Annotated in this window: 10 protein-coding genes; 2 read left to right on the top strand and 8 right to left on the bottom strand. The window is 34.5% G+C overall.

The features are described from left to right. Window positions 1-73: 73 nt before the first annotated feature. The 7 genes from Q9Q97_RS15735 to gltB all read right to left on the bottom strand — a co-directional run bounded on the left by Q9Q97_RS15735 (window position 74) and on the right by gltB (window position 11,471). Window positions 74-1,234, bottom strand: coding sequence for a DUF1624 domain-containing protein (locus Q9Q97_RS15735; protein WP_306158760.1), 1,161 nt, complete (start codon window positions 1,232-1,234; stop codon window positions 74-76). Between the two features lie 229 nt (window positions 1,235-1,463). Continuing rightward, window positions 1,464-1,826 (bottom strand): hypothetical protein, encoded by a 363-nt coding sequence (locus tag Q9Q97_RS15730; RefSeq protein WP_306158758.1) that lies wholly within the window; start codon window positions 1,824-1,826, stop codon window positions 1,464-1,466. A gap of 269 nt (window positions 1,827-2,095) precedes the next feature. Beyond that, a complete protein-coding gene (locus Q9Q97_RS15725) occupies window positions 2,096-2,632 on the bottom strand; it encodes a hypothetical protein (protein WP_306158757.1) in 537 nt (178 codons plus the stop codon). Window positions 2,633-2,647: 15 nt separating this feature from the next. Next, window positions 2,648-3,100 (bottom strand): hypothetical protein, encoded by a 453-nt coding sequence (locus tag Q9Q97_RS15720; RefSeq protein WP_306158755.1) that lies wholly within the window; start codon window positions 3,098-3,100, stop codon window positions 2,648-2,650. 428 nt (window positions 3,101-3,528) lie between these two features. After that, a complete protein-coding gene (gene lysA / locus Q9Q97_RS15715) occupies window positions 3,529-4,752 on the bottom strand; it encodes a diaminopimelate decarboxylase (protein WP_306158754.1) in 1,224 nt (407 codons plus the stop codon). Between the two features lie 624 nt (window positions 4,753-5,376). Continuing rightward, window positions 5,377-6,831, bottom strand: a complete 1,455-nt coding sequence (locus tag Q9Q97_RS15710; RefSeq protein ID WP_306158926.1) for a glutamate synthase subunit beta — start codon at window positions 6,829-6,831, stop codon at window positions 5,377-5,379. A gap of 122 nt (window positions 6,832-6,953) precedes the next feature. Next, window positions 6,954-11,471: a glutamate synthase large subunit gene (gene gltB, locus Q9Q97_RS15705; protein ID WP_306158751.1), complete on the bottom strand. Its 4,518-nt coding sequence runs from the start codon at window positions 11,469-11,471 to the stop codon at window positions 6,954-6,956. Between the two features lie 415 nt (window positions 11,472-11,886). Between gltB and sucC the strand changes: the two genes are divergently transcribed. Then, on the top strand, window positions 11,887-13,080 hold the full coding sequence (gene sucC, locus Q9Q97_RS15700; protein WP_306158749.1) for an ADP-forming succinate--CoA ligase subunit beta: 1,194 nt from the start codon (window positions 11,887-11,889) through the stop codon (window positions 13,078-13,080). A 257-nt stretch (window positions 13,081-13,337) separates the two neighbouring features. Here the strand turns inward: sucC and Q9Q97_RS15695 are convergent, their stop codons facing one another. After that, window positions 13,338-14,135, bottom strand: coding sequence for a DUF5694 domain-containing protein (locus tag Q9Q97_RS15695; protein ID WP_306158747.1), 798 nt, complete (start codon window positions 14,133-14,135; stop codon window positions 13,338-13,340). Between the two features lie 221 nt (window positions 14,136-14,356). Between Q9Q97_RS15695 and Q9Q97_RS15690 the strand changes: the two genes are divergently transcribed. After that, a complete protein-coding gene (locus Q9Q97_RS15690; protein WP_306158746.1) occupies window positions 14,357-15,397 on the top strand; it encodes a sensor histidine kinase in 1,041 nt (346 codons plus the stop codon). Window position 15,398 lies beyond the last annotated feature (1 nt).

Below are 15,398 nucleotides of genomic sequence, written 5' to 3'. Positions count from 1 at the left end.
ATAGTTTAAAAGTTTATACCTGCTGAATCCATTTGCATTAAGTTTAAATAAAATTTTATATCGAGATATAAATCTAAACATATTTCAGCCACCAATGTTGATTTTCGGCTTTGTATTTTCCAAACCAGACACAAGGTTTATAAAGTAATGCCACTACGGCTATCCAGATCAAATAAATAGCCAAAAGAGGCAATCCGCTTTCTAAATTTTTAGGTCTGCCAAAAGTTCCCGAAGCAAATTCAAATTGTGACCAATTGAAACCTTGGGCAAAAAGCATGATTAGCGTGAGAATATGAATGACATAAAAATGAATGACGAAATAAAACAAAGGTACTTTTCCGTAAACCAAAGTCACTTTTTTAATGCTGTTTTGAAATTGTTCTGCAAAAGCCAGAAGTAAAAACATTATTCCTAAAGTGGCGAAGCAAAATAGAAGAGAAGGTGGGTATTTGGTAAGGTTCATAAAAGACAAAAAGGTAAAAACCGAATCTTTCTGCGAAGTCCATAATGCGGGATCGCCATAAACATTAATCAATCTGAGGATAACAAATAGCGTCAATGAACTTAGGCCTATTTTGATAAAAAGTCGTTTTCTCTTTTCTGCTTCCAACGCAAAGAATTTTCCTGTTGCAAAACCAATCAGCATAATTCCGAGCCAGGGAATCGGAGGATAGCCCATTATAAAAGCTCTTTCTGAAAAAGGAAAAACTACTGGGGCAAAAAATGGTGATAAAATAGCTTTTACAACCGAGTTTTCGGCAAACGGAATTACAGGCAAAAGGTTATGACAAACAATTATGATTAGGCCAATAATCCCTAATGTTCTGGAACTGATTTTTAGTAACAACCCTAAGATTATAAAACCAAAACCTATCGCGGCGATGACCTCAAATAATAGTGTATGAAAACCAATATCAAAGAACAATCCGAAATTGACAACGGTAAATTCTAGGAAAATTAGCCAAAATCCTCTTTTAATTAAATCCTGTCTTTTCTCAGCAAGATTATTTTTATTTTGAAGCGAAAGATAAACCGAAGTTCCTGCCAGAAAGACAAAAATTGGCGCGCACAGATGTGTAATCCATCTTGTGAAAAATAATAATGGAGAAGTTGTCGCCAAATCGGTCGGACTTTGGGTAATCGAATCGACATGCATCAAATCCCGAACATGATCCAGCGCCATAATAATCATTACAATTCCGCGAACAATGTCTATTGATGGATGTCGTTTCATGAGTTTGATTTTTAAATACTTAAAGTAAAACTAATGAATTATTTTTTAAGTTTATTTAATTCTAATAGAGCGATAAAGTTGTAAATAAAAAAGTGAATTGACTCCAGCTTTAGCTGGAGGTGTGGTTAGTGAAAAAAGAAAAGGCTTTAGCCAAACTTTTAGAGTTTTGGCTAAAGCCTATTTCGTCCTGTATTTTTCCGCCAGCTAAAGCTGTCAGCAATTGAATAAATTATTGTTTTCTTACCTTTATCTGATACAAAATCTCCCAAAAAATAATAGAAAAAACAGCATTGGCAAATATGGCCGTTTTTACCTGATACGGATCGTAATCTATAACCAAATGCAAATTGGTAAACTGCAAAGCCAGAAATAAAGATAAGGCTGCGATTCCGACAGCACAAATTATATTTAAAAGCGGTTTCCATTTCAAACCAAAAAAAGCGTAAATAAGATTTAAAACCGCAAAACCACAACCTAAAGTGATGTAAGGATCTGTTTTTATAACTGCACCCAATGATAATATAAATTGAGTTAGAGTTAAATATAAAAAGAATAAAATAGAGTAAAACAGAATTCGTACTTGTGGTTTCATTTTGAATATTTTTTAAAATTGTAAGATTTTTTTCTTTTATTTACACTTTAGAAAATGAAAACATAAAAAAGATAAAATTATGGATAAATTAATTAATGATTTCAGCTTTAGGTTGTTTATGTGGCAGTTTTTAATGATTGTATTTGGTGTTTTTTTACATTATATACTCTATTTATTATTTAAGTTTTTACGAAAAAATGCTTAAGCCCTTTAGGATATTTTTCTTTATTAAAGAAATAATTGTGAGTGGCTACTTTTGAAGTAATTCTTTATTTCCAAAAATTCTGAAGTTTGTTAAAATCCTCCTCATTGTCTTCAGCGTCAGTATAAACATATAGATTATCCCAATAAATAGTACCTTCAATTTTAACGAAAATTTTATAATAACCTTTGTCAAGAGTTTTTATATCAAGTTTAGGATTGCTTGTAGATAATTCATTGAAAGAAAGTTCGGAACTTGATATAATAGATTGTTCGCTATATAAGTTGTTTTTTAAAATAGTGCTGAAGTCAACACTTTGATAAACTTTTTCTGGAGTTGCAGGAACAAACCATATTTCTGTAATGTCTCCTTGCGCCGAAATATAAAGCATATTATTATTGCGCGCGGGATTAGGATAAATTAAAAACTTTTTGTTTACAAGGGTATTTGGGTTTCCTAGTTTTAATCCCATATCGTCTGTAGTTTGTCTAAAATTAACTCCTGTTACGAGATTTATAGAAGTCTTATCAGTTTCAGGAGTCTTATCGTCATTGGTACAGCTTATTGCCAAAATAGAAATAAAAATAAGAAGTGTTTTTTTCATATTAAATAGTATTTTTTATTTTAAAATTGCTTCAACTTTAGTTTCCGATTTCTCTTTTAGCGGACTATCTGGCTGCAAACTCCAAATAACAAGAAATTTTCCTTTTGCCAGATATTCTTCTGGATGTTCAGCTGTTGGCTCGCCAGTTTTTCCCCATAATAATCCTTGAAGGAATCTATCGCCTTTAAAAACGTGTTCAAACTCAAAATACATAATAGAACCGCGGTCTGCTTTACTTTTAAAACTCTGAATAGATTTACTTTTTACCGTTCCGACAATGTTCGCATAAGTTTCGATATCATTGTAAAAAGTGCAAGCTTGAGGCGTAATGCAAATATTTCCGTCGCTTACCATATAACCGCCTTTCGGAATTTCTTTTGGTTTTAATTTTAAATCAGCGATAGTTTGGCTGAAAGTGTTTATTGTGAATAGTAGGAGTAGAGTTGATAAGGTAATTGTGAATTTCATTTTATTTTGGGGTTTGATTTGGTACTGCTAAAATATATTTTTTAGGAGCTAATTCCGCTATCCTTTACAATCTTTTTTATTTTTAAAGAAAAAATAAAAAAGGATTTGCACTTCTATCGGGGATAGGATAATCATTTTATCATAATATTTTCGTTCAGTTTGTCATTTCGACCGAAGGGAGAAATCGCACTAGTTTGTCGACAAAGATTGGCGATGTTTTTTGTGGAGTTTCTAGTGTGATTTCTCCCTTCGATCGAAATGACAAAGTTGGATGGAAACTTGGATTGACAAACTTTGCGTGGGCTTCGACTTCGCTCAGCCTGACAATCGCAACTCAAAAAATCTAAAATCTAAAATCAGAAATCTACAATAAAAAATCCCGCCTCAATTAAGAAACGGGATTCAATAGATATTCTCTTTTTTTTTATTTAAACTGTTGCAGCAATTTCTTGTGGCAACGGAATTTGATTTTTAAGTAAATCTTCGAATGTTTCGTGAGCACGAATCAAGATTCCCTGTCCGTTCATCCAAAGAACTTCAGCTGGTTTGTATCTTGAATTGTAGTTCGAAGACATTGAGAAACAATATGCTCCGGCGTTACGGAAAGCTAAAATATCACCTTCTGTGATTTCTGGAATTCTGCGGTTGTTTGCAAAAGTATCGGTTTCGCAAATGTAACCTACAACAGAATAGAAACGCTCTTTTCCTTTTGGGTTAGAAATATTTTCGATATGGTGCGAAGATCCGTACAACATTGGACGAATTAAGTGGTTGAAACCACTATCTACTCCAGCAAAAACGGTAGAAGTTGTTTGTTTTACTACGTTTACTTTTACTAAGAAATGACCTGCTTCGCTCACCAAGAATTTTCCTGGTTCGAAAATTAAAGTTAAATCTCTACCGTATTCAGTACAGAAAGCGTTGAATCTTTTTGATAATTTTTTACCTAATTCTTCGATGTCTGTTTCGATATCGTCTTTTTTGTAAGGAACTTTGAATCCGCTTCCGAAATCTAAGAATTGTAAATCTTTGAAGTGTTTTGCGGTATCAAACAAGATTTCGGCAGCATACAAGAATACTTCGATATCTAAGATATCAGATCCTGTGTGCATGTGGATTCCAACGATACTCATTTTTGTGTTTTCAACAATTCGCAAGATATGCGGAATCTGGTGTACAGAAATCCCGAATTTACTATCGATATGTCCAACAGAAATATTAGCATTTCCACCCGCCATTACGTGTGGATTGATACGAATACAAACTGGAATATGTGGATGTTTGGTTCCGAATTGCTCTAGAATTGATAAATTGTCGATATTGATTTGAACACCCATAGCAGCAACTTCTTCGATTTCTTCAAGAGAAACGCCGTTTGGTGTAAAGAAAATTTTGTCAGGATCGTAGCCAGCGTGAAGTCCTAACTGAACTTCCTGAATTGATACAGTATCTAAGCCAGACCCCATGTTCTTTAATAACTGTAGAATCGCAACGTTAGACAATGCCTTCATGGCGTAATTAACTCTTAAGTTTTCTACCTTAGAGAAAGCTTTAGTTAATCTGTTGTACTGAGATTGGATTTTTTCAGCATCGTAAACATACAATGGACTTCCAAATTGGTCTGCTAACTGCAGTAAATCTTTTGCTTGCATTTTTATAAACTATTTTGAGCAAATGTATTACACTTTTGTCTATCCGCAAATAATTTGCAGAAAAATAACAAATTATAACAAATTGTTTTATTTTGAACAAAAAGTTGCTGTTTTTGGAATTTTGTAACCTTTTTTTAAGGTGGTAAGGTTCTGAGATGCTAAGGTACTAAGTTTTTTTGCACTAATTCACGAATTTTTCTAATTGTAAATATTGTTGAAAATTAAATTATGCTACAGATTACACAGATTAACACAGTTTTTTTTCTTTAAAAAATGATTTTCATAATTTTTTAAAGAACATAGCCCACGGTTTCAACCGTGGGAAAAGTATTGTTGCGCATCGTTGAGGATTTGCATTGTGTACCCACGGTTGAAACCGTGGGCTATGTTTGAAATACAATTCGAAATAAGATTTTCAAAAAAAATACCAGAAATCTGTGTAATTGCTTCGTCTATTCGCTATCGCTCGGGTCGTGGCGGAAAAAATTTTTGCAAAAAAACAAAACCCCTGAATATAAATTCAAGGGTTTGTTGTAGTAGTTATGTTGTTATCGGAATAAAGATTTTTAAGATGCTAAAAGAAAAACTAGAAGCTTAGAATCTCAGCACCTTAGTAGCTTTAATTTACAAACTTGGTAAATCTCCTTTTCCTTTAGTAGGCAAGTTTGTAGATCCCATAAGGAATAAATCTACTTCTCTTGCTGCTTCGCGACCTTCTGAAATAGCCCACACGATTAATGATTGTCCACGGCGCATATCTCCAGCTGTGAAGATATGAGGAACATTTGTCTGATAGTTATGAGCTTTGTAATTGCTTCTCATATCAGTTTCAATTCCTAATTGCTCGCTTAACGTTTTCTCAGGACCTGTAAATCCAAGAGCTAATAACGCTAAGTCACAAGGCCAGATTTTCTCAGAACCTTCTTTTTCGATTAGTTCTGGTCTGTTTCCTGGGGTCATTTTCCAAGCAACTTCAACTGTTTTTAATCCAGTTAATTCGCCTTTTTCGTTAGAAATGAATTCTTTAGTATTGATTAACCAGTTTCTGTCGCAACCTTCTTCGTGAGAAGAAGATGTTTTTAACTGTAACGGCCAGAAAGGCCATGGAGTTGATTCGCTTCTTCCAACTGGAGGTTTTGGTAAAATCTCAAAGTTAGTTACCGATTTCGCTCCGTGTCTGTTAGAAGTTCCGATACAGTCAGAACCAGTATCTCCACCACCAATAACGATTACGTCTTTACCAGTAGCTTTAACTTGATCTGGAATAGATTCTCCGAAAAGAACTTTAGTCTGCTGTGTCAAGAAGTCCATTGCCTGAACAACACCTTTGCTTTCGATTCCTTTAGTTGGCAAGCTTCTTCTTTCAGTTGCTCCTCCGCATAAAACGATAGAATCGAATTGGTTTAATTCTTCAACGCTGAAGTTAACACCAACATTTACATTCGTTTTGAAAGTGATTCCTTCTGCTTCTAGAATCGCTACACGACGGTCGATAATTCCTTTTTCTAATTTGAAGTTTGGAATTCCGTAACGTAATAAACCTCCAATTGCGTTGTCTCTTTCAAAAACAGTAACGGTGTGACCCGCTCTGTTTAATTGTTGAGCCGCTGCAAGACCTGCAGGTCCAGAACCAATAACCGCAACTGTTTTTCCAGTTCTAGTTTTTGGTGCTTGTGGTTTAATCCATCCTTCAGCGAAACCTCTTTCTACGATGCTTTTTTCGATGTTTTCGATAGAAACCGGATCTTTGATGATTCCTAATACACATGATTTCTCACATGGAGCAGGGCATAAACGACCTGTAAATTCTGGGAAGTTGTTAGTAGATTGCAAAATTTCTAATGCGCTCTGCCATTCTTCCTGATGTACCATGTCGTTGAAGTCAGGAATTAAATTTCCTAACGGACATCCGCTGTGGCAAAAAGGAATACCACAGTCCATACATCTTGATCCTTGTTCTTTTAATTTATCTTTTGGTACCGGAATAGTAAATTCGTTGTAGTTGGCAACACGTTCTGCAACTGCTAAATTACTTTCGTCGGCTCTATTATATTCTTTAAATCCGCCTATTTTACCCATGACATTTAAATAATTTTCAATTTTAAATTCCAATTTTTTAAATTCCAAATTCCAAAATCCTTCGACTCCGCTCAGGAAGACATAGTGAAGAAATCTAAAATCTGAACTCTAAAATCTAAAATTTAACCTGCTATTAATTCTTCTATTTGTTTTTCTTCTGCAATTCGTTTTAATGCTTTTTTGTAATCTGTCGGCATTACTTTTACGAAGTGCTGTGTTTGATTTTCCCAGTCTGCTAAAATTCTTTTTGCTAATGGACTGCTCGTGTACAATGAATGGTTTTTGATCAGTTTTCTTAGTTTAGTAACGTCCTCTTCTTCCAATGGATCAAATGCAACCATTTCCATGTTACATACTGTTGAATCGAATTTCTTGTTCGGATCGTAAACATAAGCCACACCACCGCTCATACCAGCTGCGAAGTTTCTTCCTGTTTTTCCTAAAACTACTACTGTACCACCTGTCATGTACTCACATCCGTGATCTCCAATTCCTTCTACAACTGCTGTTGCTCCAGAGTTTCTCACACAGAAACGCTCTCCTGCGATACCATTAATATAAGCCTCTCCGGTAATAGCTCCGTAAAGGGCAACGTTTCCGATAATGATGTTGTCTTCAGGTTTGAAAGTTGCAGTAGGAGGTACTTTTACAATTAGTTTTCCTCCAGAAAGACCTTTTCCTAAATAGTCATTACAGTTTCCGTGAATTTTAAATGACAATCCGTTTGTTGCAAATGCACCAAAACTTTGTCCGGCAGAACCTTCAAAATCAACTAAAATAGTGTCATCTGGTAATCCTTGTGCGCCATAAATTTTTGAGATTTCGTTACTCAAAATCGCTCCTACAGAACGATCGGTATTTTTAATTTTGAAGGTAACTCTCGTTTTCTCTTTTCTATAGATAGATGGAATTGCTTCTTTGATGATGTCGAAATCCAATACGTTTTCAAGAGCATGATCTTGAGTTGTTGTATTGTGAATTGGCACATGTTTCGCTTTTTCCGGTTTGTATAGAATAGTTGATAAGTCTAAACCATTTGCTTTATAATGTTTGATCGCTTTGTCTACGTTTAATTTTTGAGACTGACCAACCATTTCTTTTAATGTTCTGAAACCTAACTGAGCCATGATTTCTCTTAACTCCTCAGCAATAAAATACATGAAGTTGATTACGTGCTCTGGAGTTCCTTTGAAATTTTTTCTCAATTCTGGATCCTGAGTTGCAATACCAACTGGACAAGTATTTAAGTGACAAGCTCTCATCATGATACATCCAGAAGCTACAAGCGGAGCCGTAGCAAATCCGAATTCTTCTGCACCAAGTAAAGCAGCTATCGCCACGTCACGTCCTGTTTTTAACTGTCCGTCACATTCTAGAACTACACGGCTTCTTAAGTCGTTCAAGATAAGTGTTTGTTGCGCTTCAGCTAAACCAAGTTCCCATGGAATACCTGTGTGCTGTAATGAAGTTAATGGTGCAGCACCCGTTCCTCCATCATAACCAGAGATTAAGATAACGTCAGCTTTTGCTTTTGCAACACCAGCAGCAATTGTTCCAACTCCAACTTCAGAAACTAGTTTTACGTTGATACGAGCTTCACGGTTTGCATTTTTCAAATCATAAATCAACTGAGATAAATCCTCAATAGAGTAGATATCGTGGTGAGGCGGAGGCGAAATCAAACCTACATAAGGTGTAGAGTTTCTCGTTTCGGCAATCCAAGGCACTACTTTTTCTCCAGGTAACTGTCCACCTTCTCCAGGTTTTGCTCCCTGAGCCATTTTGATTTGGATTTCTCTAGCGTTTGTCAAATAGTTGATCGAAACCCCGAAACGTCCAGAAGCAACTTGTTTGATCGCTGAGTTTCTAGAATCTCCGTTAATTTCTTTCTGGAAACGTCTTGGATCTTCTCCACCTTCTCCAGAGTTACTTTTTCCGCCAATTCTGTTCATTGCAATCGCCAAGTTCTCGTGCGCTTCTTGGCTGATAGAACCGTAAGACATTGCTCCAGTTTTGAATTTCTTAACGATTTCTGTCCATGGTTCTACTTCGTCAATAGAAATTGGATCTAAATTGTTGAATTCAAATAAACCTCTAATCGTCATTAGGTTTGAGCTTTGCTCGTTTACAGCGTTTGCATATTCTTTATAGCTTTCTGGGCTGTTTAAACGAACTGCTTGCTGTAATTTAGAAATCGTCGTTGGGTTAAACATGTGTTTTTCACCACCACGTCTCCATCTGTAAATACCTCCAATTTCAAGAGAAAGCAAGTTTGCAATTTTTGAATTTGGGAAAGCTTTTTGGAAACGTTTCTTCACTTCTTTCTCTACTTCCATTAAACCGATTCCTTCAATTCTTGATGGAGTGTAAGGGAAATATTTAGATGTAAATGTTTTGTTTAATCCTAAAATCTCGAAAATCTGAGCAGCTCTATATGAATGTAAAGTAGAGATACCGATTTTGTTCATGATTTTTACAATTCCTTTTGCGATTGCTTTGTTGTAGTTTACAACAGCATAATCTGCTTTTACTTTCGTAATGAAACCTTTTTCCACTTGATCGTGAATAATTTCATTAACCATGTAAGGATTGATCGCACTTGCGCCGTATCCGAACAATAAAGCAAAATGATGCGGTTCACGTGGTTCAGCAGATTCGATGATGATTCCAAATTTAGAACGAACTTGTAAAATGTTTAAAGAGTGGTGAATGTAAGAACAAGCCAATAACATTGGAATTGGAGCCAACTCTTCGCTAACACCTCTATCTGATAAGATAATGATGTTGCATCCGTCTTCAACCGCTTTAAAAGTCGCTTGAACGCATTTTTCAAGAGCACGCTCCAAACCATTAACTCCTTTTTCTATTTTGTATAAAGTAGAAATGGTAGCCGATTTGAAATCTGCGTGATCAATATTTCTAATTTTATCCAAATCCTCATTAGAAATAACTGGATTTTGGATTTTTAATTTTTTACATTGTTTAGATTCGATTTCGAAAATATTGAAATCTCCTCCAATCGCTAAACTGATATCTGTGATGATTTCTTCGCGAATACCATCCAACGGAGGGTTAGTAACCTGAGCAAACAATTGTTTGAAGTAATTGTACAACAACTGAGGCTGATCTGATAAAACCGCCAAAGGCGTATCGTTACCCATAGAACTGATTGCTTCAGCTCCGTCGCTTCCCATTGGATTAATGATTGTTTTTAAATCTTCAATTGTATAGCCAAACAAACGCTGTCTTGTTAAGAAATCTAATTTTTCAACAGGAGTAGGGTTGTTGGTGTAAGGAACTTTAGCCAATGGCAATAAGTTTTCGTCAACCCATTGCTGGTAAGGACGTTTTGTAACTATCGCTTTCTTAACTTCTTCGTCTTCGATGATACGCCCTTCATTCATATCAACTAAGAACATTTTTCCTGGTTCCAAACGTCCGTGCTGAATTACATCTTCTGGATCGATGTCTAATACACCAATTTCAGATGACATAATTACGAATCCGCTTTTCGTTAAAGTATAACGAGAAGGACGAAGTCCGTTTCTGTCTAGTAAAGCTCCAATTACGTTTCCATCTGTAAACGGAATAGAAGCAGGACCATCCCAAGGCTCCATGATACAAGCATTGTACTCATAGAAAGCTCTTTTCTCAGCAGACATAGTTTGGTGTTTTTCCCAAGCTTCAGGAACAACCATCATCATTGCCTCTGGAAGAGAACGTCCAGTCATTAATAAAAGTTCAACCACCATATCCATAGAAGCAGAATCTGATTTTCCTTCTAAGATAATTGGGAATAATTTTTTGATATCATCGCCAAAAACTTTGCTTTGCATAAGCTCTTCACGAGCACGCATACGGCTTACGTTTCCGCGAAGTGTGTTAATCTCACCATTATGACACATGTATCTAAACGGCTGAGCTAAGTCCCAAGACGGGAAAGTATTTGTTGAGAAACGCTGGTGTACAAGTGCAAGACGAGTTACCAAGTCTGGATCTTTTAAATCTATATAATAACGGCTGATGTCTTCTGGCATCAATAGACCTTTATATATTATAGTAGTTGTCGATAAACTAGTAAAATAAAACATGTGGCTTTCAGAAGTTTTAGATCCTCTTACGGCATGTTCGGCAATTTTTCTAGCTGCAAAAAGTTTTGCATTAAATTCTTGTTCTGTTAAATCCTGTCCGTTTTTAGAAACGAAAACTTGTTTAACAGTTGGTTCTTTTTCTGCGGCGATTTCACCTAAATTTTCAACGTCAACTGGCACATCTCTCCAACCTAAAACTTTTAAGTTTTGATCTTTAATAGTTGCCTCAAATGCATTAATACAGAAAGAAACTTGGTTTTTGCTTTTTGGTAAAAAAACCATTCCTACTGCATACTCACGCGCTTCAGGGATTTCAAAGTCACATACTTTCTTAAAAAAATCATGAGGAATGTCGAATAAAATTCCGGCTCCGTCACCAGTTCTTCCATCAGAACTTACGGCACCACGATGTTCCAATTTAATTAAGATGTCTAATGCTTTGTGAATAATATCATTTGACTTAATACCATTCAAATTACAAATAAATCCTGCACCACAATTGTCGTGTTCAAATTCAGGCAGATAAAGCCCTTGTTCTTTAACTCTCATTCTTGATATTTTTTTTACAAAAATAAAGATTTCGTTAAACATAATGTAGTGAATTTATCTATTCGCTTTCATTTTTATAGGAATATTAGAAAAAGGGTTCTTAAATGATAAAATTATCAGATAAAGCATTGCGAATTATCAAAATCATAATTGCGATTAAAATATATTAAGAAAAATCGTCGCTTAGGTATTGATATCAGTGAAGTTTTTGTTAAATCTCAAACGTTTTAGCGTTTTTGTGTTAACTTTTTAGATACAATTGTTTAATGATTTTTTTTCTTTCGATTTAAATAGGTGAAGAATCAATTAAAGGCTAGTTATTAATTTAAAAAAGATTTTACTTTTAAGTTGAATTTTGCTACTTTTGTCGCACTTTTATTCTGAAATAAATTCAGGACCAGACAAATTCTATATTATGAACATACACGAATATCAAGGAAAAGAAATTTTAGCGAGTTACGGAGTACGCGTGCAACGCGGAATCGTGGCTAATAATGCAGTTGAAGCTGTGGCTGCTGCAAAACAATTAACTGCCGAAACTGGAACAGGATGGCATGTAATTAAAGCACAAATTCACGCAGGTGGTCGTGGAAAAGGTGGTGGAGTTAAGCTGGCAAAAAATTTACAACAAGTAGAAGAGTTAGCAGAACAAATCATCGGAATGCAGTTGATTACGCCTCAAACTCCGCCAGAAGGTAAAAAAGTAAACAAAGTATTAGTTGCTGAAGATGTTTACTATCCTGGAGAAAGCGAAACTTCTGAATTTTATGTTTCTGTTTTATTGAATAGAGGTACAGGACGCAACATGATTATGTATTCTACTGAAGGTGGAATGGATATCGAAGAAGTTGCTGAGCACACTCCACACTTAATCTTTACTGAGGAAATTGATCCTTCTGTAGGATTGCAAGGTTTCCAAGCTAGAAGAGTTGCTTTCAACTTAGGTCTTTCTGGAAACGCTTTCAAAGAAATGGTGAAATTCATCGACGCATTATACAATGCTTACATTGGTTCTGATGCTTCTATGTTCGAAATCAACCCAGTTCTTAAAACTTCTGACAACAAAATATTAGCAGTTGATGCTAAAGTAAATATCGACGATAACGCTTTATACAGACAACCTAAATATGCTGAAATGAGAGATATCCGTGAGGAGAATCCAATCGAAGTTGAAGCTAAAGAAGTTGGTCTTAACTACGTTGACCTTGACGGTACTGTAGGATGTATGGTAAACGGAGCTGGTCTTGCTATGGCAACTATGGACTTAATTAAATACGCTGGTTTTGAGCCTGCTAACTTCCTTGACGTAGGAGGAACTGCAGATGCTAAGCGTGTTGAAACAGCTTTCAGAATTATCTTGAAAGATCCAAACGTAAAAGCGATCTTAATTAACATCTTCGGAGGAATCGTTCGTTGTGACCGTGTTGCTCAAGGTGTTGTTGACGCTTACAAAAACATGGGTGACGCTATCAATGTGCCAATCATTGTACGTTTACAAGGAACAAACGCTGAAATTGCAAAAGAATTAATCGATAATTCTGGTATGCCAATTTTATCAGCTGTTCAATTCCAAGAAGCTGCTGACCAAGTTAAAGCTGCACTTTCTTAATTAAAATAAGAAAATCAATTATATAGAAAACCATTTCGAAAGGAATGGTTTTTTTATGTTCAAAGGATACGTAGAGGCGCACCGCAGTGCGTCTAACACAAAGTTGAGCATTGTGGTTGCATAACGTAAGACGCACTGCGGTGCGCCTCTACAATAAATTTTGTGTAAAAAATATAGCCACGAATTCACGAATTATTTTTACTCTTTATAATAAAAATTCGTGAATTTGTGGCTAAAAACCTTTGCGGTTAAAAAAGCTATTTCAAAACTGTCGACAATTCTACAATTTCAAATGTAGGATCGTGCATTATAAATTCCCGAATAATTGAAGCATGACCAGCGCCGACCAAAACCATTATTTTAGTATCAGTACTTTCAGTTAATTTCTGAATTAAAGAATACATATACAAATTTCTCTTGTACCAATTGGATACTAAAGATGGTCCTGAAAAATCATCCGGATTTCCAGCTCTGTTAGCAACTTCCAAATACCACTGAAGATTTTCGTTTTCGGCTTCTTTTGTATTGTAATATAACATCATTTCTTGTAAAGTGCTTTTTTTGATTTTTTCGTTATGTTGTTTTTCGAAATTTTTTGTTGATTCATCATTTCTTTTTATTAAATCTTTTTGATTTGCTTTTTCCATTGCAATCATTAAACTATCATATCGAAAAGGAGTATAAAGATTCATCCCATACAATTTTTTATGATTTAATTTTTTAGCTGTACGAAGCGCCAGTTGAGTTATTTCGCTTTTGTTAGTTTTTAAAAGACTATCCGTGTTTTTATTGTAAAACTTGTCTAAATCGGCTTGTTTTTTAAATTCCCATTCGACAAATATTTTATCCGGACCAAATTTTTTGATTTTGTCACTCATTGTTTCGAGTTCCTTTTGGCTTTCTTCAGACATGATATTGAAACTATTTATTTGAGCCACATCAAGACCGGGATTGGCATAATGAAAAGTCCCAACCAATAAAATTTGCTTTTTCTTAGTTTGAGAAGAAGCGATGTTAAATGTAATAAGAGCTAATAATAAAATGATTTTTTGCATGATTTTTTGGTTTTAAATTTAGGGCAAATGTATTGTGTCTTTTGAGCTCTATTTTTTGTTTTTGATGAACATAGGATTTCATTTTATAAACACATGAAATTTATGAGGTAATTATTTCGTATAAGATTTTTGTTAGTTCATCCCTAAAAAAGCATGTTTTAAATAAATATAATTTTCTATTAAAGGCTTAATTGTATTTTTGAGCTAATTATCAAAATACTATGAAATCAAAAATTCCTTTTTATTACCATATTGTCTTTTTCTTTTTATTACTTCTAACCTATGTTTTATGGGATATTGGACTTAATGACAGAAGAATAGAAATCGTAATGAACGGAATGTATTATTGGACAACGGTAACGTATATGTTAGCTGTGTTTTGTATTTACCTTCTCAATTTTTATTTCTTTTGTAAATGGTTTTTAAACAAGAAGAAATTACTATTTTACCTACTTAGTATTCCGGTTTCGTTATTGCTTTTTACAGCTGTTCGTTATTTTTTACAGGAAGTAGTAATGTATAATATCACTGGAGAGCACAACTACTACGAAGAAGCAAGAGAAATTACATATTATATAAAAGATAATTTTTTCTTCGGATTGCCAGCTGTAATTTTAAGTGCATTGACTTTTTTGTTTTGGCAATATCAAACGACGCAACATCAAAATCAGGAATTGCTTTTGGAGAATAAAAAAGCCGAATTTCAAATGCTAAAAGCGCAAGTTAGTCCGCATTTTTTGTTTAATACTTTGAATTCTTTTTATAGTCAATTAATTTTGAAAGACGATAAAATGGCTGATGATATTTTGGTGCTTTCTGACTTGCTTCGTTACGTGATTACTGAGACAGATAAAGATGAAGCTATACTTTCAAAAGAGATTCAGTTTATTCAAAACTATATTCATTTACAAAAGAAAAGATTTGAAGATCAGCTGTTTTTAGATTTTTCAGTTGAAGGTGACTATTCAAATGAAAAGATTCTTTCTTCGGCTTTAATTCATTTTGTGGAGAATGTTTTCAAACATGGAAAATTCAATAAAGAAGAAGAAAAGGCTAGTATTTCAATTCGGATAAAAGAAGATTTTTTGGAGATTACAACTTTTAATTATTTTAACGAAGGAGAAAATTATTCTTCAACTGGAATTGGTTTTGATAATTTGACCAAAAGATTAGAATACACGTATAAAGACCAATTTATTCTTGAAAAAACAGAAGAAAATAATACCTTTAAAACTTACTTAAAAATACCGCTAAAGAAGTAAT

The organism is Flavobacterium sp. DG2-3 (assembly GCF_030730925.1).
In the GTDB taxonomy this organism is placed as follows: domain Bacteria; phylum Bacteroidota; class Bacteroidia; order Flavobacteriales; family Flavobacteriaceae; genus Flavobacterium.
This window is presented reverse-complemented; position numbering and strand designations above follow the sequence as displayed.